The organism is Heyndrickxia shackletonii, from assembly GCF_001420715.1.
GTDB classification, from domain to species: Bacteria; Bacillota; Bacilli; order Bacillales; family Bacillaceae_C; genus Margalitia; species Margalitia shackletonii.
Map to the genome: position 1 here is coordinate 27,968 of NZ_LJJC01000015.1, position 25,137 is coordinate 53,104.

Consider the following 25,137-nt stretch of genomic DNA (forward strand, 5'->3'; position numbering starts at 1 on the left):
TATTGGTCACACCCAAAACGTTGCAAATTATGTAATCAATTATTAGATTTATCTATGTTTATGTTAGGGAACAGGTCAAGCACCCCATCCAATAAATAGACGGAAAAATTCCGCTTAAATCGTAATTATTAAAAAAAAAGGCATAATTAGACGGAGAGATTCCGCTTATTGTCTCGAAAAATGCCAAATTAGGAGATTTTACTTTGCATTATCGGAAAATCTCCTCTTATTTACTCAAAAACGATCTTCCTTCTGCATTTAACAGGAAGATTTCCGCTTATTTTCCTTTTTCTAGCTTACTTCGTTTAAGGACAACACATCTTATTTAAAAATAATTGGTGATTTTAGCAGTGACGTTCTTTGTCAAAAATTGATTTGTCTTTGCGTTTAGTTGAAGAACTGGTCATTTAATTATAAATAAGCAGAGGATGCTAAAATGCCAAAAATTATAATTTTCTTCGTAAAAATTCCTCCATAATGTATATTTCCAAATTGCACAAGAGCATATATTTTCCCATCAAGATAATAATTATGAAGTTTATATTGACCCTTTTAATCCCACGAGGCATTATAAAGGTCAATATAAATTTAAATAATGTTTTCAAGCAATTGAAATGTTATGTTTGATAATATCATCGCCATTGTAATACCACTTGCCTTTAATTTTTCTTAAAAGAAGTATAAGTTGACCTATTACCATCTGAATCAATAAATAAGCACCTAATAATGAATAGATATGTTTTTAACGGAATTTATCAATCGTTATTAATAAGAAAAACTTTGGCTAACAAATGATAATCCCTAAAAATCTGGCGAAAATCCATTTTACTGCAAAAGGAAAAGGGAGTTACGAGTTTACAATGAATTTTATTGGGACACAGTTCAAAATTATTCAAGCAAGAAAACGTATAGTGGAATTCCATATAATAAAGTCGCAGTAGATGTTCGCCAAAAAGGAACAAAAAAAGTAATGACTAAAATACTTACTTTTAAGGTTAAGTAAGTAATAAAAATTTCTCAACATCATTATTGATATCTAAATGCAGGTATGATAAAGTAATGGGAAATTCGAGGTGAAATAAAATGCTGATTTTCAAAAATAGTATTGCATTTTCACAATTCCATCATCATATCAATTAGCCTTGCTATTCGAATTTTTTAATAATCGCAAATAGGAAGGCTATTTCTCATTAAACCGCATGGATTAAGTATAAACACTTAAATCTTGTGCGGTTTTTTTATTTATTTCTACATTATTGGAGGCTGGAAAAATGAAAAAAATGGATTATCAAAATGTAAAGGGAACACAGGATTATTTACCAGTGGCGGAAGAGGTTCGTCGCAAGATTAGAAGGAATCTGGAGGATGTCTTCATTCAATATGGGTGTCAACCGTTAGAAACGCCAATATTAAATTATGAGGAGCTGCTTGCTTCTAAATATGGCGGCGGGGCTGAAATATTGGAGGAAATGTATACATTATCAGATAGAGGGAATAGGGACTTAGCATTAAGGTATGATTTAACAATACCATTCGCAAAAGTAGTAGCAATGAATCCAACTATTAAAATGCCCTTTAAAAGATATGAGATTGGCAAAGTATTTAGGGATGGTCCAATTAAGACTGGAAGGCTTCGGGAATTTACACAATGTGATGTAGATATTGTGGGAGTTCAGACACAGGTAGCAGAAGCAGAGCTAATGATAATGGCACTGGATGCTTTTGATAGATTAAATATGGATGTTACGATTCAATACAATAATCGCAAGCTATTAACCGGTGTGCTCCAAGCTTTTAAGACACCTTTTAATCAAATCAATCGAGTAGTATTAATCCTTGATAAGCTTGAAAAGGTTGGTTTGGAAGCCGTTGTCTCTGAGCTGGCTGCTCAAGGGCTGCCCACCGAAACGGTTCAGTCGATCAAAGGGTTTTTAACAAATGAAAATAATACGGACTATTCCTATTTTGAGAAGTTTGCTGAATTGAATCCGCTCATTCAATCAGGAATAGATGAGCTAAAGGAGCTTGAAACGTATCTAGACTATTTAAAGGTTACGAGCAAATGCATCTTTAACCCATTTTTAGCAAGGGGCTTGGAAATATATACAGGTACCATCTATGAAATTTTCATGACGGATAAAACTTTAAAATCCAGCATTGGCAGCGGAGGAAGATACGATAACGCAATAGGTGGATTATTAGGAACAAACGAAAAGGTTTCAACCGTTGGAATTTCATTTGGTTTAGATGTTATTTACACTGCCCTATTACAAGCGGACGAAATAAAAAAGAATGCTTCTTCTGTCGATTATTATGTCATTCCGCTTAATGCATGGAAGGAGTCATTATTAGTCGCGAGGGATTTAAGAAATAAAGGCTTTAAGGTTGAAGTGGAAATGGGCAACAAAAAAATTGGAAAAGCATTGGACAAAGCAAATAGAGATAAAATACGGAAAGTTATTATTATTGGAGAAGCAGAAGTGCAAAGAAATCAATATAAAGTTAAAGATATGATAACTGGAGAAGAAAAAGCAGAAGCTTTTACCTATTAAACGGACCAAGATTACATTTAATAAGTTTTTGTAAAACGGAAAGAGGAATTTAGGGAATTAAATCGAATAATTCACTGAAAAAAGGTGATTTGTGGCGATAATGACTAAGTTCCTCCTCCTTTTCTGAATTATGAATAGTCTTGTGTATAAATTATGGATAAATAACTCAATTGTAGAAAAGTAAATTAAATTCTCGGAAAGAAACTTCGTGGATATATCTTGAAAATAAAATTCAAAAAATGGCATAAAATCCCTACGAATTTCTTGAAGAATTAGACAGAATCTATCATAATAGAACAAAAAGAGATGGAATATTTCTATTTACTGTATGATTCGTAACAAAAATTTGCAAATTTCAATATTTTAGGACAAAAGAATTATTCCATTTTTTCGTATATTAGGGTTATAATGTAAATATAGTGAAGCTGGGAGTTAAAATTTATGAGCATTGGAACTCGAATCCGTTATTACCGTCTACAAAAGAATTTGTCCTTAGAAGAATTAGCCAAAGATATTACTACTGTTCCTTACCTTTCATCTATAGAAAACAACGATCATACTCCACCAATTGAACTATTAAGCCAACTTTGCGACAAACTAGAAATCCCGTTTATGACTTATCAAAATAATGATCTAGCACAGCTTTTTGAGGAATGGAATCGTTACCTATTGCTAAACGACACACAGAACTCAGACGCTTATTATCAAAGAATTAAAGAAAGAATATCTGATAGCAATGATATTTTTGTGGTGATGACCTATAATATTTATCTGATTCGCTACCATTTAATTCATAACGACCTGGAAGCGGCAAAAACAATCATTGATTTCTTTATTCCATTGCAAAATGATATGCCTGATATTTTAAAGTTCTCCTATCAAAAATATCGGGGGAATTATTTCTATCTAAAAGGGCAATATCTTGAAGCAGAACCATTCTTTAAGGATGCGAAAAACTATTTAATATCAGTAAAAGAACTTTACAACATTGAAAAGGCTGACCTTTTTTACATGTATGGCCTTACACTCGGCAGACTTAATAAAAACACTCTATCTATCTTTCATATGGATGAAGCATTGTCCATATTTCAACAATGCTATCAAATGAGAAGATGTACCGATTGCCACTTAATGCTCGGGGTAATATACCGCCGAATGCAAGACTATAAGGAAGCTGAAAAACATTATAATTTTGCCAGACAGCTTGCTATTTCATCCAATTATATAGATATCCTCATTAAGGTTGAAAATAACTTAGGATATTTAAAAGCGAAGCTAGGTAAATCAGAGGAAGCAATTGATCATTATCTGAAGAGCTTTGAGCAAAGTAATCCTTCTATAAATGAAGATAAAATTAATACAATCATTAATATAATCAAAGAATACCATAAAATTGGCTTTAAGGAACAAGTTGAGAAGTGGCTCCATGAAGGGCTGGACTTACTTCAATCCAATGAACAATTTACCGAAATATATAAAGAGCAAATGATTGAATTGAGGTTTTATCAATATATAGTAAATGATTATCCGCCTGGCTTCGAAGATTTTATTTTGAATGAGGCCATTCCATATTTCGAATCTATCAAAATGTATCAAAGAATTGTACTTCTTGCAAAAACATTAGGAGACTACTATCAAGAAAGAAATGAGTACAAATCAGCCGCTACATCTTTTGCTATTGCAAATTCAGCATATGAAAAAATAATTAATTTTTAGGAGGAATCCGAGATGAATTTGAAAAAGGCATTAGTTGGTTGTACATTAACATTTTCTTTAGTTGTTGGAGGTCTGTTTGTAAATGGAAAAGCACATTCATTTGCAGAACCTATTAATGGAGGAAAAAATGTAAATTCTGTCCATAAATTAGCTGAGGGAGAGAGCTTCCCTCCTATCTTTCCACCACCTGTCAAAACTCGATTCATTATTAATGCATAAAAAGAACAAATACGCTAGGGCCGAAGCTCTAGCGTAAGGATTTCGTCGTCACAGCGTGGTAGTTATCCCCGCTAGCTGATGGTACTTACGGTAATTTACTAAAAAAAAGGGTGCATGTCGGAGCTGACATGCACCCTTTTTTATCCCACAACCGGATTGCATTTCGAAGCCTGAATCAGCTTTTGAATCCCTCCAAGATCATGATGCTGAAATAAATCAATGATCTTGCTTCCGACTACTACCCCATCACAATACTGACCTAATTGTTTTACATGCTCTGGAGTAGCGACGCCAAATCCGGCCAACACAGGAGATTTAGAAATTGCTTTTAGAGAGGATAAATATTCTCCAATATCATTCTGATAGGAATCCCTTGTCCCTGTAATTCCAGCAACCGTGACAGCATAGAGAAAACCTTCTGTTTTGTTTGCTAGTTCTGTTTTTCTCTCCTCCGTGCTTGTAATAGAGACCAGCCTAATAAAGGCAATTTCCTCTTTTTCGAGTTCCGAGGACACAAGCTCTTCCTCTTCTAACGGCAAATCGGGAATGATAATCCCATCCACACCTGCTTTGGTACAATCCTCAGCAAAGCGCTTTACTCCATAAGCAAAGATAGGATTTAAATATGTCATGATTACAATTGGGATATTATATGTTCCTTTAAGCTTTTGCAGCTCTAGTAAAATAGAAGACAATGTAACTTCTTCCTTCAGTGCGCGAATGCCTGCAGCTTGAATCGTAGGCCCATCGGCAACCGGATCGGAAAACGGAATTCCTAGTTCTATTGCTGTTGCCCCTAGTTTTTCTAACAGGTTAATCCTTTCTTCTAAAATGCTTAAACCGCCATCACCAGCCATAATATATGGTACAAATGCTTTATCACTATTTTCCTTTACCTTTGCGAAAGCATCCGACAATTTCTTTTTCCCCATATTACTCTCCTCCTATTAAACTCTTAATGGTTTCTACATCTTTATCCCCGCGACCTGATAGACAAATAACAAGTGTCTCTTCTTCCGTCATTTCTTTAGCGAGCTTTATACTGTAAGCAACCGCATGGGAGCTCTCCAGCGCCGGAATAATTCCTTCCGTCCTGGAGAGGATTTCAAATGCCTCTAATGCTTCCTTATCTGTGATGGATGTATAAGTAACTCGACCAATTTCTTTTAAATAGCTATGTTCTGGTCCAACACCAGGATAATCAAGGCCTGCCGAAATAGAATGGGCTTCCTTCACCTGTCCGTCCTTATCCTGAAGCAAGTATGTCATTGTTCCATGTAAAATTCCTTTTTCCCCGTCGGTTAATGCCGCCGCATGTTTGCCTGTTTCAATTCCATCTCCGCCTGCTTCTACACCAAATAGCTTAACCTCTGTATCTTTTACAAATGGATAGAACATCCCCATCGAATTACTTCCGCCGCCGACACATGCTACCACCGCATCTGGTAATTTCCCGGTTTGTTCCACGATTTGTTTCTTCGTCTCGGATCCAATGACACTTTGAAAATCGCGGACAATTTGCGGAAATGGGTGCGGTCCTACAACAGAACCAATAATATAATGAGTATCTGCAACATTACTTACCCAGTAGCGAAATGCTTCGTTCACCGCATCCTTTAAAGTACTGCTTCCTTGGTTAACACTTACGACTTTTGCACCGAGCAATTCCATTCGAAATACATTCAGCTTTTGTCTGCGAATATCCTCTGCACCCATAAAGACAATACATTCCAACCCAAGCAATGCACATGCTGTCGCAGTTGCCACCCCATGCTGGCCCGCACCGGTTTCCGCAACAACCTTCCTTTTCCCCATTCTTTTTGTTAATAATGCCTGCCCGATAGCATTATTAATTTTATGGGCACCTGTATGATTCAGGTCTTCTCTTTTTAAAAAGATTTTCGGACCGCCTAATCGTTTTGATAAATTTTCAGCATAATAGAGAGGTGTTTCGCGGCCGACATATTGAGTAAGATAGTATTCTAACTCCTTCGTAAATGCTGGATCCTCCATTGCCTCTTTATATGCTAGTTCGAGATCCAGTATTGCAGTCATTAATGTTTCTGGTACAAATCTTCCGCCAAACTCACCGTAGCGGCCATTTTCATTTGGATATGTTTTCGAAATCATTCTTTTCTCTCCTTTAATTGTTGATATGCTAATGTAGCATTTCGAACAAAAGATTTTATTTTTTCTGGATCTTTTTCATGATTTGTTTCAACACCACTTGATACATCCACTGCTGCCGGATGTACAGTTAAAATAGCGTTCTTTACGTTGTGGACGGTAAGACCGCCTGCTAGTATAAGTTTATCTTTTGGCAAATCGAGTATTTCGAGATCCGTCCAGTCGAAAGTTTCCCCGCTGCCGGCTTTCGGACCGTCGATCAGATAATAATCACAGCTATAGTTATTTATTTGTGTAAAATTTTTACAAGAAAATGCTTTAATGATTGGATATTGCAGACTTTCAGCAAATTGCGGCGATTCATTTCCATGAAGCTGAATGTAGTCAAGACCAACTTGCGCAACTATTTTGCGAATGGTAGATTGATCTTCATTGACAAATACTCCGACTTTTTTCACATGGCTTGGAATGTGAGCTGCCATTTTTTTCGCTTGCTCAGGCGATATTCGTCTTTTACTTTCCGCAAAAACAAATCCGATAAAGTCCGCACCTGCATCAACCGCTGCTTTTGCTGCTTCCATCGTTTTAATTCCACAAATTTTCACTCCCAAAGAAACACGCCCCTTAGTTGAATGCTATTTTTAAATCCGCTAATGTATCTTTCAAATTATCCGAGCGCATTAAGGTCTCTCCGACTAAAACTCCTTTTACCCCAGCATGCATCATCCTTTCGACATCCTCCCTATTTCGGATCCCACTTTCCCCAATCAGAAGAATGTCGTCCCTGTCCACCAATTTTGCTAACCTTTCTGTTACGCTTAAATCAACGGTAAATGTTTTTAAATCCCTATTATTTATTCCAATGATATTAGCTCCTATTTCTAAAGCAATCATCAGCTCCGTTTCATTGTGAACCTCTAAAAGAACCTCCAAATCTTTCGAATAGGCGTATTCATAAAGCTCACTTAATCGATGCTTCGGTAACGCCGCAGCGATGAGAAGAATCACATTTGCACCATATTCTTTCGCCCGGTCTATTTGAATTTCTTCAATAATAAAATCTTTACACAATATCGGGAAGTCGACAGCATTTCTTACAGCACCCAAATCCTCGATAGAGCCCTTAAAAAAGGCGGAATCTGTTAAGACGGAAATGGCTTTTGCACCGTACTTGGCATATGCTTGTGCCTGTTCCACAGGATTAATTCCTACATTTATTTCCCCTTTGGAAGGCGATGCCCGTTTTATTTCTGCAATTATATTCATGGTCTTCGATTCCATGAAGGTTTGATACATTGATTTCTCCTGCTCAGTTTTTCTTCGGCCGTGCTGTTGATATTGCTGTTTTAGTAACTGAACCTCTTTTTCTTTTTCGATTAAAATATTGGATAAAAACGACATTTAAATCACCTCTTTTGCGAAATGTTTGCTGTACTCGATTAAATAATCTAATTTTTGCAGAGCAGCTCCGGAATCGATACTTTTTTCAGCTAAGGCAATTCCGTCTTCAATGGAAGATGCCAAACCATTTGCGAAAATACCTAACCCGGCGTTAAGAAGCACGGTATCGCGATATGCTCCTTTTACACCTTTTAAAACTTGAAGAAGAATATCGGCATTATCTTTTGAATTTCCGCCGCGAATTGCTTCATTTTCATATTCGGGTAAACCGACATCACTTGGATTTAAGGTGAAGCTTGTTATTTTTCCTTCCTTTAATAATACGAGATGATTTTCACCAGATAATGAAGCCTCATCCATAAACCCTGCCCCATTTAAAACAACCGCTCTTTTTCTTCCTAATTGGTGTAAAACCTGTGCCATCATTTCGAGCATATCCCTTCGATAAATGCCGAGAAGCTGAGTGTCTAATGAAATAGGGTTTGTAAGAGGGCCAATTAAGTTAAAGATCGTCGGGATTTTTAAATCCTTCCTTACCTTCATGATTCTCTTAATGTTTGGATGTACCTTAGGTGCAAAAAGAAAGGCAATTCCATTCTTATCAAGAATTTCCGCAATTTGATGACGGTCAAAGTTTAAGGACACCCCTAAATGTTCGAGTACATCCGCACTGCCGGTTTTACTGGAGACACTGCGGTTTCCATGCTTGGCAATTTTGATTCCCGCACCAGCGATGACAAAAGCAGATGTTGTACTAATATTAAAGCTCCCTGATCCATCGCCACCTGTTCCGCAATTGTCCATAACGGATGGAAATGGCAGTTCGATTTGCAGCGATTTTTCGCGGATGACTTCTACTAAACCGGCAATTTCTTCAGCTGTTTCCCCCTTTATTTTTAAAGCAGCTAAGAAGGCTCCCATTTCTGAATCCGATATATCCGTTGAAAATAATTGATTAGCTGCCATTGTCATTTCTTCATAAGACAAGCTTTGGTGCTCCATTACTTTTTCAAGATACGATCTCATTTCTTTGCCCCCTTACAACATGTAAAAAATTTTGAATAAGTGCTTTTCCGCATTTTGTGCCAATGGATTCCGGGTGAAACTGAAGCCCGTACAATGGGTAGCGAATATGTTTGATTCCCATTACTTCGTTATCGTCCATTGAATTTGCTACCACTTCGATTTCTAAAGGCAAGCTTTGCTCCTCAATCACCAGTGAGTGGTAGCGCATCACTTCGAGCGGCTGTGACATATATTCGAATAAGCCTTGCCCGGAATGTAAAATCATCGATGTTTTCCCATGCTTAATATTTTCCGCCTGCACGATTGCTGCTCCAAAGGCTGCCCCAATTGCCTGATGGCCTAAACAAATTCCTAATATCGGAATTTCCCGATAACAGGCTTTTATCAGCTCCATGCATATCCCGGCATTTTCCGGTACACCTGGGCCAGGAGATAAAATAATCGCTTCCGGCTGGAGTGCTTCGATATCCTCCACCGTTATTTGATCATTCCGTACTACCTGAACATCTTCACCTAATTCCAGAAAATATTGATATAGGTTATAAGTGAAGGAATCATAGTTATCGATTAACAAGATCATAGCTGTTTACCTCCAATAGGGACTTTGCTTTATTCATGGTTTCTTCATATTCTTTTTCCGGAATAGAGTCATACACAATCCCCGCACCGGTTTGTAAAATGGCCTTTTTATCTTTTATCACTAAGGAGCGAATGGCTAATGCAAAATCGATATCACCGTTCACATTGATGTAGCCTACTGCTCCTGCATACACTCCGCGCTTTCTTTTTTCAAGTTCATTGATGATTTGCATCGCGCGAATTTTCGGAGCCCCAGATACCGTTCCCGCTGGAAGGCAGGAAACAAGAGCATCGATTCCGGATAAGTTTGGTTTTAGCCGGCCCTTTACTTCAGAGACGATATGCATAACATGCTGGTACCGTTCAATTTCCATAAACTTTGGAATCGTGATGGAGCCGGCTTCGCATACGCGCCCCACATCATTACGGCTTAAATCCACGAGCATTTTATGTTCTGCCAGTTCTTTTTCATCTGAAAGAAGTTCTTGTTCTAACTGGCGGTCCTCTAATTTAGATTTTCCGCGCGGTCTGGTTCCAGCAATTGGATTGGTTGATAATTCCCCGCTCTTAGTTTTTATCAAGCTTTCAGGTGAGGCGCCTAAAAGAATGTAGTCATCGAAGTCGATGTAAAACATATATGGTGATGGATTTGCGTTTCGCAGTTTTCGATAAAACTGAAAGGGTTCTACTGTTACCTCCCCTTCTAAGGCTTGAGATAATACAACCTGAAAAATATCCCCTTGCTGAATATGTTTCTTTGCACTTTCAACCATTTCCATGAATTCTTCTTTTGTCTTGGTTGGTGTAAAATTCATTTTGGCAGGAGATGTTGATGTTTCCACAATGTCGTTGGCAGTGAATATGGTTAACTTCAATTGCTCTGTTATTTGTGTGAGCTCATCATCCGTTCGTTTTTGATCTGCATTTAATAAAATGATCGAAACGGTTTGAGAAACGTGATCGAAAACGATTGCCTCCTGATAAAACATGAGGTGGATATCCGGCATTTTCATAGTATCGTTTGCTATTTCCCCAATCTTTTCGTATTGACGGATGGTATCGTAACCTATATACCCAACACCTCCGCCATAGAATGGAAAGGGTATTTCTGCCTCTAGTTTGGGAATGTATTTTTTCAATACTTCTAGTGGTTTCCCCTGTTCTCTTAGAGTTTGCTGCTTTGAAATAATCGTTATTTGGTCATGAGCCGCTTTATACTCAAGGTATGGGTTCATACCGATAAAGGAGTACCTGCCCTTTTCATCATGTTGAAGTGAGCTCTCAAGCAGAAATTTCTTTTTTCCATTCAGGCGATTGTAAATGGCGATTGGTGTTAGGGTATCACCGTTAAATGTCGTGATTTTGTAATTTGGATTCAAAGCTGGGAACCTCCTAATTTTTAAAATGGGTTTTGTCATGAAAATAAAAAAGTCCTCTATAAGCTCAAGCGCAATTTGCCTGAGTTTATAGAGGACGATTCATACCGCGGTGCCACCTCATGTTGAAGGAGAATACACTCCTTCCGCTTTTTCGGGTACGGGATTGTTTTCGTCTAGCTTCAGCGCCTAGCGGCTAGTGGATTTCTCCGTCTTCTCCCTACGATAAGTCAACATCAGTTGAAAATGGTAGTGCTATTTTCACTTGTTCGTGAACTACCTCACTGTGTTTCCTTTATCTCGAGCCTGCGACTACGAAATCCATAAGCCGCTGAGCAAGGCGCTTACGCATTTGTTCTTTCCGATACCCTATCCTTTTAACGGTGGAATTCCGTGTTTCCCTACTTTCGTTCAAGAAACCTCTCATAAGTCCATTCTGTCTTACCCATCGTACCGGATTCGCACCATCACCGGCTCTCTGCAACGATTTTTATAAAACATACTCCTCTTAATCATAGAGTTCGCTATATTTAGTTTTTTTACAGAAACAACAAAAGGGTCCCCCATCCGAAAAGGACGAGAGGACCCGTGGTACCACCTTTATTAGCTGAACAAAACAGCTCACTTTGACAATATCAAGATCTAATAGAAAGATCGTAATATCCGTCTCTTGTAACGACGAGACATTCGCCAAAGCCTACTGCTCAAATTTTAGTTTCGGTTTGGAAGCTCAGAAGCCCATTCATCCATACATTCACACTGGTTCACACCAACCACCAGCTCTCTAAAGTGTCCATAAGGATTACTCTTCTTCTTCAACGCTGCATAATTTTCAGTTTTTTTAAATTTATTGTTAATTATATTATTACGTTCAAAATAGAATGTCAAGAGGAGAAAGAAATTTTATTCTACTAATATTTTTAGAACTATTGTCCACTATAGAAGGACAAAATATCGATTTGTCCATTTGCGGTGCCTGACACCAAATGAGCATTTGCCTATATAATATTACAGTATGTTTGAATTTGTGTTGTAGGACTAAAATTTGTGATGGAAAACTGTTATAATGCTTGTTTAAGGGGTAAAAAATTTCTTACTTTATATAGATAGATTATTCGAAAATTACGTCAAAGGAATGATTATCATGATAGAGTCTCATCAAATTTATAATAACTTACTTGAAATTGTAGAAAAAGAAAACATATTAGTGGATGAATATTTAAAAAATCATACTTATACGAAGCTTGGCGGTAAAGCGGATTTTCTTGTCACACCTTCCACCTATGTGGAATTACAAAACATCATTAAGTTCTCGAATAAGGAACAAATTCCTTTTACCTTATTAGGGAATGGCTCTAATTTAATTGTGAAGGACGGCGGAATTCGCGGCATCGTGATTCTTTTGAATCGTTTTAAAAACATTAAAGTGGACGGGGATAAATTAATTGCGGAAAGCGGAGCTGCCATTATTGAAGCATCCCGTAAAGCATTAGATGCAAAATTAACCGGTCTTGAATTTGCCTGCGGTATACCGGGAACAGTCGGCGGAGCATTGTTTATGAATGCCGGAGCATATGGCGGAGAAATAAAAGACGTTCTCGACTACGCTATCGTAGTGGATCGAAATGGCGATATCCAAAAAAGAACAGCTGCTGATTTAGAGCTTGATTATCGAACAAGTAATATTGCAGCAAACCGCGACATTGTCATGGAGGCAGTATTTCAACTTAAACCGGGCAATTACGAAGATATTAAAGCAGTTATGGATGATCTCACGTTTCGCCGTGAATCCAAACAGCCACTTGAATATCCTTCATGTGGAAGTGTCTTCAAAAGGCCACCGGGTTATTTTGCCGGTAAACTGATTCAAGATAGCGGACTGCAAGGAACAAGCATCGGGGGAGCTGAGGTTTCCACTAAGCATGCGGGCTTTATTGTCAATAAAAATAATGCCACCGCTTCAGAATATATTGCGTTAATACGCCATGTCCAAAAAACAGTGAAAGAAAAATTCAATGTAGAATTAGAAAGAGAAGTAAAAATTATTGGTGAAGATTAAAAATGCGGAAACCCGCAGCTTTAGCGTACGGATGAGTTAAATTTGAAATGTAATTTTACTTGATGTTGGCGTAGAAACGTTCATTGCATCGGTTAGAAAATTTTATACTTCCTTTACAAATAGTACAAAGTCCACAAATTTTGTGGGCTTTTTCCTTTTAGATGTGCTTATAATTTTCTGCAAATATCAAAAACTATCCGGGACCAAATTTATCAAGGGGGTACCGCATGAAAGCAACGGATGTTTTTGTTCAATGTTTAGAAAATGAAGGAGTGGAATATATATTTGGAATCGTCGGCAATGAGACATTAGATTTAGCGGATTCATTGTCACGTTCCAAGCAAATTCAATACATAACCGTTCGCCATGAACAAGGTGCAGCGTTTATGGCGGATGTTTACGGTAGATTATCGGGGAAAGCAGGTGTATGCCTCGCAACACTTGGACCGGGTGCAACCAATTTAATAACGGGACTTGCAAGCGCAACACTTGATCATTCCCCGGTAGTTGCTATCACAGGTCAAGCAGGGTTAGAGAGGCAGCATAAGCATTCCCACCAATATCTTGATGTCATACAGATAATGGATTCCGTTACAAAATGGGCAGTACAAATTAAGGAAGCTTCCGCCATTCCTGAAATTATCCGCAAAGCTTTTCGTATTGCAAAGTTGGAAAAACCCGGTGCAGTTGCAATTGAACTCCCGGAAAATTTAGCCATTCAATCCATCCCGCCAGTTCAGCTTCCCGTTTCGCCTGAGCCTATTTTCATCCCAAGTAATGAAGTATTTTTATCCGCTCATCAAGTCATCCAACAATCCAAAAAGCCTTTTATCCTGGTTGGAAATGGTGTCATTCGAGGCGGCGCTGCAGATGAATTTTTAGCATTTGCCGAAACTTTGCAAGCAACTGTGGCACATAGTTTTACGGCTAAAGGAATTTTACCGAAAGAACATGAACAAAATTATTTTACATTTGGTTTTATGGAAAAGGATGAAATTTTACCGGGGTTACAGGAAGCAGATCTGCTTATTGTAATTGGATATGATCAACACGAAAGGTTGCCAAAAGAATGGAACAGAAAAAAGATCGCCATTCTTCATATCGATTCAGAACCTGCAGAGGTAGATGAATATTATCCCGTTCAATTGGAATTAGTCGGGAATATCAAGGAAACGTTGAAAAGTTTTCAGTCCTACCAACTCCCTTCTAAAACCTGGATGCCGTCTGGAAATTTAAAGATGCACGTGGAAAAAACCTACAATATAAGCTGGAATCATACCAATTATGCTTCATTGTCTCTTACAATTGAGAATATATTGCATGTTATGGAAATGGCCGCTACTGACAAAACCATCATAATATCAGATGTCGGTTCCCATAAAGTTTCAGTGGCACGCACCTTTCAGCCAAAGAACCCCAATAGATTAATTATCTCCAATGGATTAGCATCTATCGGTATCTCCCTTCCCGGTGCAATTGGAGCAAAATTAGCCTGTCCGGATCACCAGGTTATTTGTCTGACAGGAGATGGAGGATTTTTAACGAACGCAGCAGAATTAGAAACTGCGAAGCGACTAGGACTTTCCTTTGACGTCATCGTTTTAAACGATTCCGTTTTAAAAATTGAAGAAGTTTTCGGTTTTAAAAGCTCAATTGTGGACGCTATAATTCTCACACAGAAAGTGGCAAGCCAATAAAAAAGCATTTTGCTAATTTTCTATATTTCGGTATGATGAAAGAAAAAAACAGGAGTTCAAAACGATGCAGGAGATAAAAATCTTAGTAGACAAGTTCGAAAAACATGCGGATCCAGAGCAAGCCATTCCAATGGCAAGCTATATGAAGAACCATTTACCGTTTCTGGGCATCAAGACCCCCGAACGAAATCAACTTTTAAAGGAGTTTTTTTCAGAAACCGAAATAAATAAGATGCCATTTTCACCAGACTTTGTAAAACAACTATGGAGTTTTAAAGAAAGGGAATATCATTATGCAGCTCTTAGTTACTGTCAAAAATATAAAAAAGTATTTACAAGCGAGCATATTCCATTTTTTCAAAAGCTTATTACTACGAATTCATGGTGGGATACAGTCGATACGATTGCACCGCACATCATCGGGGAAATTGCCAGCAGGTTTCTTAAGATTATACCGCAATACATAGATAATTGGGCAACTGATGAAAATATGTGGTTAAAAAGATCAGCTATTCTTTTTCAGCTAAAATATAAATCAAATACAAATGCAGATCTTCTTTACCGTTACTGTTTAGTCAATGCCGACAGCAAAGAATTTTTCATCCAAAAGGCCATTGGCTGGGCACTAAGAGAATATTCGAAAACAAATCCTGAATCGGTCAGAAATTTTATTCAGTCCCATACATTGCCAGAACTAAGCATTAGAGAAGGGAGCAAATACATATAGGACAGGTTCTTATTTAATAATGCCTGTCCCATCTATTTTCGTTGTAACGTGAACATTAAACTTTGCTTGTGGATACAGTCTCTTCCATTCGGAAATTTTCACCTTCTCATCTCCTAGGTGGGTTGCTTCATAGCGCATCCCAAAGCCAACTGGGTCTACTTTTTCCTTCTGCAATTTGGTTAAGAGTTTTTCAAATTTCTTTTTATAATGCTGATTCGTTATTTTTTCATATACATGTAAATTTACATTCTGATGCTCTCGATGTTTTTCTTCCAGATTTCCTTTCAACGATACAAATATATCGATGATGGGGGCTGAACCGGATGTGTTCATTTTATATTTTACCTTTGCTTTACTGGAGGCAATAGTAAAATTGTATTTCTTTGATGTAACATTAAGTTCTGATTTTACTTTTTGCTTGATGAATAGATTAAGAAGCATCGTTTCATCCTTGTTCAACACAAGAGCCAAATGTTTATTTCGAATCACCCCGCTTGTTTGAACTTCCAATGTGTTCTCACCTTTTATATATTTGATGATTGGCAAGACAGGATCAATTCCTGGCTCAGCTAAATCTCTCCAAAAGCTAAAAAGATATTCTGATATAACATAAGGGGTTTCCGTACCCTCATTACCAAAAAGCAAAAGAAGATTATTACTCGGTATGTATTCTCCCTTCGGATGATATTCTAAAATATCCTTCGCCTTCGAGGCAGAAATACTTACCCAGGCAATTTCTTGAATATCTCTTCTCCTTGAAAACCAATCGACCGTCGTAAATAAATTCTCCTTCGCTAAATCCTTTCCGATAATGATTACGTTCATATGTCCAAAATCAAGTTCTTTATCGGCATTTGCTTTTATAATGCCAATAGCCGCAGCAATGGAATCTGCCTCCTCTGTGAAGACAATGCTGTCTCCGGGCTGTTTCGGATCTCCGCTTGGAATAGCAAGTTCCACAGAAACCCTATATCTTTTCTTTTCCCCTTTATCGACCCCAATGGATACCGCAAAAAATCTTTTATCAATATCCTTAAATCCACAGCCACCAAGTAATACGGCAAATACTATTAAAGGAATAAGAAGCCATTTTCTATTCATTCTTTTTCTTCCTCCGAATAGCTAATAGTAAGATAAAATTCATAAATATGGCGGCAGGGATTAAACCATTTATCCACGATTTCATAATCGTAAAATTAGTATCTTCCGTCGAAAACCCATCTAATATAAAGGTGAGTACCGCAAAGATTGCCGAAATAATATAGCCTGTAATGTATTTCCCTTTCCATTTGAATTTTGGAAAAATGCTTTTAAATAATTCAATACTCACATGCCAATGAATGGTAATGCTGACTAATGAAACATTTATATGCAGCAATAAAAAAATAAAGAGAACCCTTTCCACAAAACCGAGCTCCATCCGCATAGAATCAGCTGTGCTAACCCAGGGAAACACATAACTTTCAACACCTTTTACCGCACCATGAAATCCGATGGGACCGAGCATTGTAACAAGCAGTACCTGCAGTCCAAACAGCATGATTAACCAAATCCACTTTAAACTCACTTTTTGAAAATCCCGATTGAAAATGATTAAATTAGCAAAACCAAAGTAGATAAAACTGGCCGCAGAAATGGAGGACCATGTAGGTATCTCCCGATAATGAGTAAATAAAATACGAACAGAATCCCAGCTAAAATAATCATTAAAAATCGCTTTTATTAAAATTAGTAAAATAAACGGGATATTCAATAAAATCAATAACTCTGTTGCATACAGAACTTTTTTTGAAGGCATTAATATAGAAAAGCATATTAATAATAAAAACATGCCAGTAATAAGAAAACCTGACATATCCGGACTGATAAAAACTTTTGTAATAGTTATAAAGGAAAGCAAGGTAAAGAGCCCCGCATGAAACCACATAAAACCATTAAAGAATATATAAATGTTTTTAAACCATTTAGAGAGATATTTCTCTAATATTTCCGGTAATCCCATTTCGGGAAAATGGGATATCTGTTTTATAAAAAGATACATTAAACCCGTCCCAACTATGGTTCCAATCGGTATCGCGAGCAGTCCTCCCGATAAACGCTCGTTCAACAAAATCCTTGGAATAAAGGTTAAGACATTCGTAATCATATTCACAATGATCAAATAATAAAAGTATCGGTTCATCGATATGACTTCCTTTTTAAACTTGCTTTTTGCGCGTTCGTTCACTGTAAAATGCCTTCAAATAAGGCTCGCCAAGACTGTTAATATTGACCAAGAAAAAGAGAAGTCCAATCAAGCCTACAATGACACCAATTAGTCCGCTAATAGACGCAAAAAATAACAAAACATATTTCACATTTCTCATAGCAAAGCCCATTTCATTAATAGGAATAACAAAGTTTGAAATCGCCACTGCGGAAACAATAATAATCATAATGCTGGAAACCAAACCAGCCTCCGTCGCTGCAGTACCCAAAATAAGTCCGCCAACGGTTGTTGCGGTTGGTCCAATTGCTTTTGGAAGCCTGATACTTGCCTCCACTAATAATTCCATCATTAAAAGCATAAATAATACTTCTAAGTATGATGGAAAAGGAACGGTTGCCCGGCTGCCAGCAATTGTGAGCGCCAGCTGGACCCGAAATAATTCGGGGTTATAGGATGTAACCCCTACATAGACGGCAGGAAGCAGTGTACTGATAAAAAGGCCGATGTATCGAATGGTTACCAGAAACTTGGTAATCCAATAAGGCATATATAAGTCTTCCATGGAACTTAAAAAATCATAGAAAACTGCTGGTCCAATTAATGTAAATGGGGTCCCCTGAATGGTAATAACAAATTTCCCAAGTGCCAGATTATAAGCAATACGATCAGGTCGCTCTGTGACAAGATAGGTCGGGAATAAGGTTCTTCTTTTAGTAAAATTTCGCATCAGCTGTCCCGTGGTTTGAATGACTGACCGATCAATTTCATTAATTTTCTTACGTATTTCTTCCAGGGTTTCTTTTCTAATCAATGATTCATCGTAAATGAGGGCTAATTGCACTTTACTTTTATACCCGATTTCCCCCATTAACTCGACCATTAAGGTACTCGAATGGTAGCGCTGTCTAATTAAATTAAGATTCACTTCTAAGTTTTCACTTAAAGCCTTTTGCGGCCCATGAATGGTGGTTTCTACACTAGCATCGAGAACTTCTTTATTCGTTTGAAATTTCAAGTCTAATATAACGACTTGACCAGGAAGGATAACGGCTACTCCTCCATGAAAAATATCCTTTAACGCTGCATCATTACCTTTAAATTCCTTATAGTCTGCAAGCGACTGCAAATAATAGCAATAATCCTCCATAGATTGCATTTCAAAATATGGCTTTACCACTAATTGTTGGATTTTGTCCCCATCACTTAAGCTTTTTAAATATATCAAAAAAATCTGCTGATTACTTTTCATTAATGGCTGAATCTTCGCATCGGCACTTCCGCTTAGCTGTAATTTTAAAAATTCAAAAGTTGATATTGCCATCTAATCATTCACCTTTAATTCATAATGGATGCTATCTTTATATTTTTATCCATGAAAAGGAAAATATACGGAGGAAATTTCGGAAATGAATGATGAATTACAATAAAGTTGTTTGATTTTAAACCGCCAAATGCGCATTACCCCGTCCATTAAAATGGAAGGGGGAGAATAAAGTTATTTAATTTTTGGATTAATTACCGAATAACTCTTTAAATAAGTAACAATAAAGTCGTTTAAATCTGGGAGTTTATTTTCACAACCGGATACTTTAATTGAAAAAGCCTTTTTCTCTTACTCCATTAAAGGGTTCTTCAAAGTGCAATAATAGATTATTAATTATCTTGTTGACATTGACGTAACGTCATAGCCTATAATCGAAATTGTTCTAAGTGATGTCACTATTTCAATTGAATAATAAGGAGATGATTTTAATGGAAATAATCATACAAGATACATTAAATTTATATAAAGAAATGCTTAATTTGCCAGAAGGGGAGAGAAGTGAATTTTTTAGCGGAGAGTTATTAAAACCTTTTAATCGGATGTTTGAAATAATGCATATGCCTAAGACACCTGAAGCCATGGGGTGTATACAGCTATCCGGCCAGGAATCAAAGATGATAGAAATGTTAGAAAGACTGGAAAAGACTGATGCTTGGAATAATGCAAAAAGGACAATTGAAGCTGCAGCCGCCCGCTTTGAAAAAGCCAGCATTCCATTACCGGAAAAAGTTGTAGTAGGGATCTTCTTAGGAAACCCAGAATACTTATCAATGTTTCAAGGATACACGGGTATGGGCTCTATACCTGGCTATATATTAATAATGATAGATCCGAACGAAAAGAACCTGCCAAAGCTGAATGCATGTATTACTCATGAGTTTCATCACAATGTGCTTTTCCATAATACAAAGTGGAATTTTATGACTGACGTAACAGTTGGAAGATACATTGCTATTGAAGGCTTGGCTGAAAGCTTTGCAGCAAGTATGTTTGGAGAAGAGTTTATTGGCCCATGGGTAACAGATGGACTTGTACAAGGAGCGGATTTGGAAACCGCAAGAAGAATAATTTCAAAATCACTAGACGTCAGAGGGTTTATGGAAGTTCGTAAATATATATTTGGAAAGCACCCAATGATGCCAGAGACTCAAGACTTTGGAATGCCTTTCTGTGGAGGCTATGCTGTAGGATATTATGCTATACAGGCATATCTAAAAAAGACAGGTATTTCAATAGAAAAGGCTACGGTTATGGATGGAGATGAAGTTATAAAGGCATCTGGCTATTTTGAAGACTAAATTAATGTAATAAAGTGTGCTGAATCTGCAGCATGCTTTATTACTACCTACTCGTTTTACAATAATACATAATTGCCTGATAAATAAATTCACTCAAATCTTCATCACTGAATTGGTTGATATATTTTTTCCATCTCTCATCAGATGTATAGGTTTCAGCAATACATATCAAAATTTCTGTATCACAAGTCATATTTTGTTCAAGGTAACTTTTCCATTCTACTATTAGTTTTTGTACATCCTTAGAGGAAGGAAGTTTGTGGATTTGTTCTGCTAATTTCTTAAATACTTTTTCCATGTTTTTTCCAAACTCGTAATATACATCTTCTTTTTCCCGATCAGATAGTTTTTCTATATTCTTTTCATACTCTTTGTATTTTTCTGTTTCACCAAATACCGCTTTGGCTTCACGGCTATATTGTTCTTGTAGTGGCAAAATTGGTGAGTTATTAAAGATATTCAAATTAAATATATCTTTTCCTGATACGTAATCCTCTAAGGCACTAACAATTTCACCTAAGCGTTGTTGTTTTGCGAGCAGTTTTTGATATTGCATTTTTAAAATTTGTAGTTGTTCTTGCTTCGTTAGTTGCATAATATCTGATATTTTTTTTAATGAAATACCCATTTCTTTTAAAAATAAAATCGTTCGAAGGCTGTCCAAATCTTCTCTGCTATATGCTCGATAACCATTATTAGACAAGCGAATTGGTTTTAATAAATCTATATTATCGTAGAAATGTAATGTTCTAGCAGTGACACCTGTTATCCGTATCACATCTTTAACTGTAAAAAAATTCTTTTTCATTAGAAAACCCTCTAATTCCTTTTAAAGATTTTTTTATCTTTATATATTCGCTCAATTCGTAATATATTATACGCTTCAACCTTACGTCACTCAAGCCCCCATAGCTTCTCAATAATCCTTAGGATTTATATAACCCTTAGTTTTTAAATCCATTCTTGGGTGATTGATAAACTTAATTAAATCCTCTCTACTATATAACGTTTTTGATGACGTAAAATAATGTGTGTAAGATCATAACTTCGACTTTTGTACGAAGATTCCTTTTTCCACAATATGTTTTTTTTAATAGAATAAAACGTTTGAAGTTTTTAACCAACTTTATTGTCATTCAACAATGAAAACAAAATGCAAATATTTGTATTTTCTAAAAAAACGGTGTGGTATCATGTTATTGACTTAAACGTTACTTACTCGAATGCAGAAAGAAAGGGGACCGTATGAAAAATCAAACATGGTTATCGCTTAACTATTTTGCCTTTTTCTTTACCTGGGGAGTATTTATGCCTTTTTGGACTGGATGGCTTGTTGATAGTAAGGGGTTAACGATTCAAGCCGCTAGTGCCGTTATAGGTGCTGGCTTTATTTCACGGTCGATCTCAACCTTAGTGGTATTTCCTGCATTTTGCCGCCACCGGTCGATTGCATTATTATTAAGAATGTTTCCATTCATTTCTACCATTCTATTATTCTTATTTTTGCCTTTTACATCGCCGAAAATTCTTATCGCTGTAATGGTTATTTTCACTATTTTATATCCGCTTATCCTTCCTTTAATGGAAAGCACGGGAACGATGATGGTAAAAGCAGATGGCATCCATTATGGGAAAAGCAGGCGCTGGGGATCGATAGGTTATACGGTCGCTCTGATTGTGGTAGGCATCATTACATCTATTTTTAGTGATCATGCCATCTTTTTTATTATGGCATTTGGGATGCTGGTCATGCTGGCAACGGCGAATGTAAAATCTCCGCCTTCCATTCAGAAAAGAATCGGAAGTAAGAGCAGTTCTTATCGTGGATTGTTGAAGTCGAAAAGATTCTTATTAGGACTTGTCATCGCTATTTTATTGCAAGGTACACATGCTTCTTATAACAATTATGGTTTTCTTTACTTACAGGATCTGCATGTCAGCAAATTTTATATCGGATTTATTTTGAATATCGCCGTTTTGGCTGAAATACTCTTCTTTTCTTTTGCAGATCGAATTTTTCGGAAAGTGCCAACACCGGTTATGTTTATCATTGCGAGTATCGCCTGCATGATAAGATGGCTTGTGATTTTTGCTTTTCCATCTGCTATTGTATTTATAGTAATGCAGCTTTTTCATTCCCTCACATTTGGATTAACACACTATACCTTTATTCGCTTAATAAACGAAGAGCTGCAGCAACAGGACATCCCAGCGGCACAAGCTGTCTACACGTCCCTTGGGATGGGATTTATCGTTGGAATATTTACATATTTAGGAGGTTTCCTTTATAGCCACTCCCCTGGCCTTGCTTTCGGAGGAATGTCTGTGGTTGCACTGCCATGTATTTTCATTGGATCCTATATGTATTTGCGTTATCGAAAAGCGATTGAAGTCATTTAGAGCTAAATAATATATAATAAACGCTTAGGTTAACCTAAGCGTTTCTAGCTCATTGATCCTTATCCAATTCTTCTTTAGTATCCACACCTTGCGCAGTTAATCGATACAATCCGAACAAAAGTGGATTAGTCTGCACCAATCCTTCACGCATTAATTCTTTAAGTGATTGATTCACAGTAGATAGGTCTCCATTTTCATGCGAAAGTTGCTCAGAGATTTGCCTTGGTGATTGCCACTCAGTGGTTAATGCTAGCAATACGGTCTGTTGCTGCTGGGTCAAGTTCATATTAATCTAACTCCCTATTAAATCAATTTTTTAACCGTTTCATTTTATATAAAATGTTTAGAACAGAATAACCTAGCAGAAATATTAACATCACATACACTACTCTAAGAACTATCATAAATTTTATATGAGAGTAGCCTGAATTAAATACAATCGTAAAAGAAATGAGCAGAATCCCAATCAATGGCATTAATAAAAAGTAAAGCAACCTCTTAAACATGTCCATTTTTGAATTCGTATCCGAATAAATATCTAACGTCTTCGCTTTTCCTGGTTCCGTCCTAAAATAGTGCCAACCTGCATATTCCGTTACATGCTCCCAGCCAGCATCTTCAAATATTGCCAAGTATTCTGTTAAATCATGTTTTTGATTGGCTTTGAAATCTGTCTTATAAATATATTTTTTAGGCTCCATTTTTTCAAAGGTATAAACTAAAAAATTATATTTTATAAGCTTCCAGCCCTCTTCTGCCATTTTTTCCAGCCATTTGTTCTCCTGATCATCCTGCCATGCCAAAAATAATTTAAATACCCGTTTCCTCATTGCTCTTTACCCTCACTCGTAAAAAATGGTTCTGTTTGTTTTACTAGTGCTTTTAATCGTTCAAATTCACGTCTGCTAATTTCCCTTCCCATATCCGTTAAGACATAACTTTTCCTTCTATCATTTTCTTCTTCCGCTAATTTTTTGATTAACCCATCCTTTTCCAACTTACTGAGCGCACCATAAAGCGTTCCAGGACCTAAATTTACCTCTCCCTCACTAAGTTCCTCCACCTTTTGCATAATTCCATACCCATGAAGCGGCGAGGTAAGGGAAACTAAAATATAGTAAGTGGTATGAGTAAGCGGAAGGTACTTCTTTATTAATTTTTCACTTAACATCATAAAGCCTCCAAATTATATCGACAGCTGATATTCCGTAGAACGATATATCGGTTAACGATATAATAATTGGTTTATTCTATTTTGTCAATAGTTCTGAAAATGAATATTTGATGTTCCAATCACTGTATGTGTAAACGTTCACTTACTTATCTTTTTGCCTTTACATCAACGGCTGTTCTAAAGGCTCTGTTAAAGGAAAATTTGATATTTAAAATGATCTGTTAGCCAAGTAATCACAGAACTTTGAGCTTGTACAATCGCGAACTGTCATATGTGTCTTTTCAAATACAAAATGCGAACAAGAAGTTACCAGTAGATAACTTCTTGTTCTTCTCCATTGTATTTTTTCTCTGATCAAGCTAAGCAAACTATAATGATTTTATGGGTACACATATTTCGCAATATGGGTTGTTAATCCTATCACCAATATATTTTTCCATAATTGGTCTGTTGTCCAATTGATATTCCTTGTTTTGTAGAGATGAAAAAATATAAGAATATGCTTTTTGAATATCTTCTGCTGTATGTTTAACCTCATAAATAAGATATTGTCCGCCAGAAATTTCACCTTGAACAACGGAATCATCGACTTGATAATCACTTGGTATCACAATACAAGCATCAAATCTACAATGATCTGGAGGTGTTGTTTCTGGATTATCTTGTGGAATTGCAAATAGAATGGCAGATTCAAGAAGTTTTTTCTCATGAGCCCATTTTTTTAATTTCTCCATTACCTCAATATTTGCAGGACCATAAGGACCAACTCGTCGCATATAAGCAATGCGATAGTTTGGAAGTATTTCTACTTTGAATTTCATATGTTTTTTCTTCCTTTCTTTATGGATTGTTAGTTACATTTCGAATGTAACACGCTTAAAAAATATATACATTCATTTTATCTAAATTTTCTGTAAAATTTTAAAATAAATTTTTTTATAGGAAAAGCAACATTAAAGATTAACAGAGCTTTTTCAAAAAAAAATATTTTACCTCTTTACAAAACTAAAGCATTTGGATAGAATATTCTAAACAGTCTAATATACGCAAAAGGTAATGATGAAGATGGTATGGAGAAAATGACTAAAGAGAGTCGGTGGATGCTGTGAACCGATGCTTTTTCTTCAAATGCCGAGCACTTCGGAACCGGCTGGCTGAAATAACAGTAGGTCAGAACGGCAGGAATGTCGTTATTTTATGAGGTTACTTTACAAATAAAGTAACAAATTGAGGGTGGTACCGCGTTTCCCCAC

General features: G+C 36.7%; 23 protein-coding genes and 3 other annotated features (1 of these 26 running past the window's edge). Of the genes, 8 read left to right on the forward strand and 15 right to left on the reverse strand.

Annotated features, from left to right (window positions below; genetic code table 11):
• Positions 1-1,271 precede the first annotated feature (1,271 nt).
• The 3 genes from AN964_RS21895 (at position 1,272) to AN964_RS21905 (ending at position 4,487) form a co-directional block, all read left to right on the forward strand.
• Complete coding sequence (locus AN964_RS21895) at positions 1,272-2,552, forward strand: histidine--tRNA ligase (protein ID WP_055741928.1); 1,281 nt, start codon at positions 1,272-1,274, stop codon at positions 2,550-2,552.
• Positions 2,553-2,993: 441 nt separating this feature from the next.
• Positions 2,994-4,268, forward strand: coding sequence for a helix-turn-helix transcriptional regulator (locus AN964_RS21900; protein WP_055741929.1), 1,275 nt, complete (start codon positions 2,994-2,996; stop codon positions 4,266-4,268).
• Between the two features lie 12 nt (positions 4,269-4,280).
• On the forward strand, positions 4,281-4,487 hold the full coding sequence (locus AN964_RS21905; protein ID WP_055741930.1) for a hypothetical protein: 207 nt from the start codon (positions 4,281-4,283) through the stop codon (positions 4,485-4,487).
• Between the two features lie 140 nt (positions 4,488-4,627).
• Here the strand turns inward: AN964_RS21905 and trpA are convergent, their stop codons facing one another.
• From trpA to trpE, 7 genes are read right to left on the reverse strand one after another with little or no spacing between them, the layout of a single operon-like run.
• Complete coding sequence (gene trpA, locus AN964_RS21910) at positions 4,628-5,419, reverse strand: tryptophan synthase subunit alpha (RefSeq protein WP_055741931.1); 792 nt, start codon at positions 5,417-5,419, stop codon at positions 4,628-4,630.
• Between the two features lies 1 nt (position 5,420).
• Positions 5,421-6,617, reverse strand: coding sequence for a tryptophan synthase subunit beta (gene trpB, locus AN964_RS21915; RefSeq protein ID WP_055741932.1), 1,197 nt, complete (start codon positions 6,615-6,617; stop codon positions 5,421-5,423).
• Positions 6,614-7,219 carry a phosphoribosylanthranilate isomerase gene (locus tag AN964_RS21920; protein ID WP_340833181.1) on the reverse strand — a complete coding sequence of 202 codons (606 nt, stop codon included), beginning with the start codon at positions 7,217-7,219 and terminating at the stop codon, positions 6,614-6,616. The genes trpB and AN964_RS21920 overlap by 4 nt, the downstream gene beginning before the upstream one ends.
• A 19-nt stretch (positions 7,220-7,238) precedes the next feature.
• Complete coding sequence (gene trpC / locus AN964_RS21925; protein ID WP_055741933.1) at positions 7,239-8,015, reverse strand: indole-3-glycerol phosphate synthase TrpC; 777 nt, start codon at positions 8,013-8,015, stop codon at positions 7,239-7,241.
• Positions 8,016-9,041: an anthranilate phosphoribosyltransferase gene (gene trpD / locus AN964_RS21930; protein ID WP_055741934.1), complete on the reverse strand. Its 1,026-nt coding sequence runs from the start codon at positions 9,039-9,041 to the stop codon at positions 8,016-8,018. It abuts the gene before it with no gap.
• Positions 9,025-9,621, reverse strand: coding sequence for an anthranilate synthase component II (locus AN964_RS21935; protein ID WP_055741935.1), 597 nt, complete (start codon positions 9,619-9,621; stop codon positions 9,025-9,027). Before AN964_RS21935 ends, trpD begins: the two co-directional genes overlap by 17 nt.
• Entirely contained in the window at positions 9,602-11,038 is a 1,437-nt protein-coding gene (gene trpE, locus AN964_RS21940; RefSeq protein ID WP_055741936.1) for an anthranilate synthase component I, read from the reverse strand. The genes AN964_RS21935 and trpE overlap by 20 nt, the downstream gene beginning before the upstream one ends.
• 48 nt (positions 11,039-11,086) lie before the next feature.
• Positions 11,087-11,521: a binding site (T-box leader), on the reverse strand.
• Positions 11,522-11,565: 44 nt separating this feature from the next.
• Positions 11,566-11,824 (reverse strand) — a binding site (T-box leader).
• Between the two features lie 316 nt (positions 11,825-12,140).
• Between trpE and murB the strand changes: the two genes are divergently transcribed.
• The 3 genes from murB to AN964_RS21960 all read left to right on the forward strand — a co-directional run bounded on the left by murB (position 12,141) and on the right by AN964_RS21960 (position 15,479).
• Positions 12,141-13,055, forward strand: a complete 915-nt coding sequence (gene murB, locus AN964_RS21950) for a UDP-N-acetylmuramate dehydrogenase (protein ID WP_055741938.1) — start codon at positions 12,141-12,143, stop codon at positions 13,053-13,055.
• A gap of 227 nt (positions 13,056-13,282) precedes the next feature.
• The gene (locus tag AN964_RS21955; protein WP_055741939.1) at positions 13,283-14,752 is read left to right on the forward strand and encodes a thiamine pyrophosphate-binding protein; all 1,470 of its coding nucleotides are present in this window, start codon (positions 13,283-13,285) and stop codon (positions 14,750-14,752) included.
• 64 nt (positions 14,753-14,816) lie between these two features.
• On the forward strand, positions 14,817-15,479 hold the full coding sequence (locus tag AN964_RS21960; protein ID WP_055741940.1) for a DNA alkylation repair protein: 663 nt from the start codon (positions 14,817-14,819) through the stop codon (positions 15,477-15,479).
• A 9-nt stretch (positions 15,480-15,488) separates the two neighbouring features.
• Here the strand turns inward: AN964_RS21960 and AN964_RS21965 are convergent, their stop codons facing one another.
• The 3 genes from AN964_RS21965 to AN964_RS21975 are packed head-to-tail and all read right to left on the reverse strand — an operon-like array spanning position 15,489 to position 19,009.
• Positions 15,489-16,580 carry a Ger(x)C family spore germination protein gene (locus AN964_RS21965; protein ID WP_055741941.1) on the reverse strand — a complete coding sequence of 364 codons (1,092 nt, stop codon included), beginning with the start codon at positions 16,578-16,580 and terminating at the stop codon, positions 15,489-15,491.
• Positions 16,573-17,661, reverse strand: a complete 1,089-nt coding sequence (locus AN964_RS21970; RefSeq protein ID WP_055741942.1) for a GerAB/ArcD/ProY family transporter — start codon at positions 17,659-17,661, stop codon at positions 16,573-16,575. The genes AN964_RS21965 and AN964_RS21970 overlap by 8 nt, the downstream gene beginning before the upstream one ends.
• A gap of 16 nt (positions 17,662-17,677) precedes the next feature.
• On the reverse strand, positions 17,678-19,009 hold the full coding sequence (locus AN964_RS21975; protein WP_055741943.1) for a spore germination protein: 1,332 nt from the start codon (positions 19,007-19,009) through the stop codon (positions 17,678-17,680).
• Positions 19,010-19,440: 431 nt separating this feature from the next.
• Here AN964_RS21975 and AN964_RS21980 point away from each other — a divergent pair, with 431 nt between their 5' ends.
• Complete coding sequence (locus AN964_RS21980) at positions 19,441-20,310, forward strand: DUF2268 domain-containing putative Zn-dependent protease (protein ID WP_055741944.1); 870 nt, start codon at positions 19,441-19,443, stop codon at positions 20,308-20,310.
• 43 nt (positions 20,311-20,353) lie between these two features.
• Here the strand turns inward: AN964_RS21980 and AN964_RS21985 are convergent, their stop codons facing one another.
• Complete coding sequence (locus AN964_RS21985) at positions 20,354-21,118, reverse strand: MerR family transcriptional regulator (RefSeq protein WP_055741945.1); 765 nt, start codon at positions 21,116-21,118, stop codon at positions 20,354-20,356.
• A gap of 437 nt (positions 21,119-21,555) precedes the next feature.
• On the opposite strand from AN964_RS21985, the gene AN964_RS21990 reads away from it, so the two are divergent.
• Positions 21,556-22,710, forward strand: coding sequence for an MFS transporter (locus AN964_RS21990; RefSeq protein ID WP_055741946.1), 1,155 nt, complete (start codon positions 21,556-21,558; stop codon positions 22,708-22,710).
• Positions 22,711-22,759: 49 nt separating this feature from the next.
• Here AN964_RS21990 and AN964_RS21995 read toward each other — a convergent pair whose 3' ends face one another.
• The 4 genes from AN964_RS21995 to AN964_RS22010 all read right to left on the reverse strand — a co-directional run bounded on the left by AN964_RS21995 (position 22,760) and on the right by AN964_RS22010 (position 24,705).
• Complete coding sequence (locus AN964_RS21995; protein WP_055741947.1) at positions 22,760-22,996, reverse strand: MarR family transcriptional regulator; 237 nt, start codon at positions 22,994-22,996, stop codon at positions 22,760-22,762.
• A gap of 22 nt (positions 22,997-23,018) precedes the next feature.
• Complete coding sequence (locus tag AN964_RS22000) at positions 23,019-23,540, reverse strand: DUF2812 domain-containing protein (RefSeq protein WP_055741948.1); 522 nt, start codon at positions 23,538-23,540, stop codon at positions 23,019-23,021.
• Entirely contained in the window at positions 23,537-23,881 is a 345-nt protein-coding gene (locus AN964_RS22005) for a PadR family transcriptional regulator (RefSeq protein WP_055741949.1), read from the reverse strand. Before AN964_RS22005 ends, AN964_RS22000 begins: the two co-directional genes overlap by 4 nt.
• A 371-nt stretch (positions 23,882-24,252) precedes the next feature.
• Positions 24,253-24,705, reverse strand: coding sequence for an AraC family transcriptional regulator (locus AN964_RS22010; RefSeq protein ID WP_055741950.1), 453 nt, complete (start codon positions 24,703-24,705; stop codon positions 24,253-24,255).
• Between the two features lie 226 nt (positions 24,706-24,931).
• Positions 24,932-25,137: a binding site (T-box leader), on the forward strand (it continues 9 nt past the right edge of the window).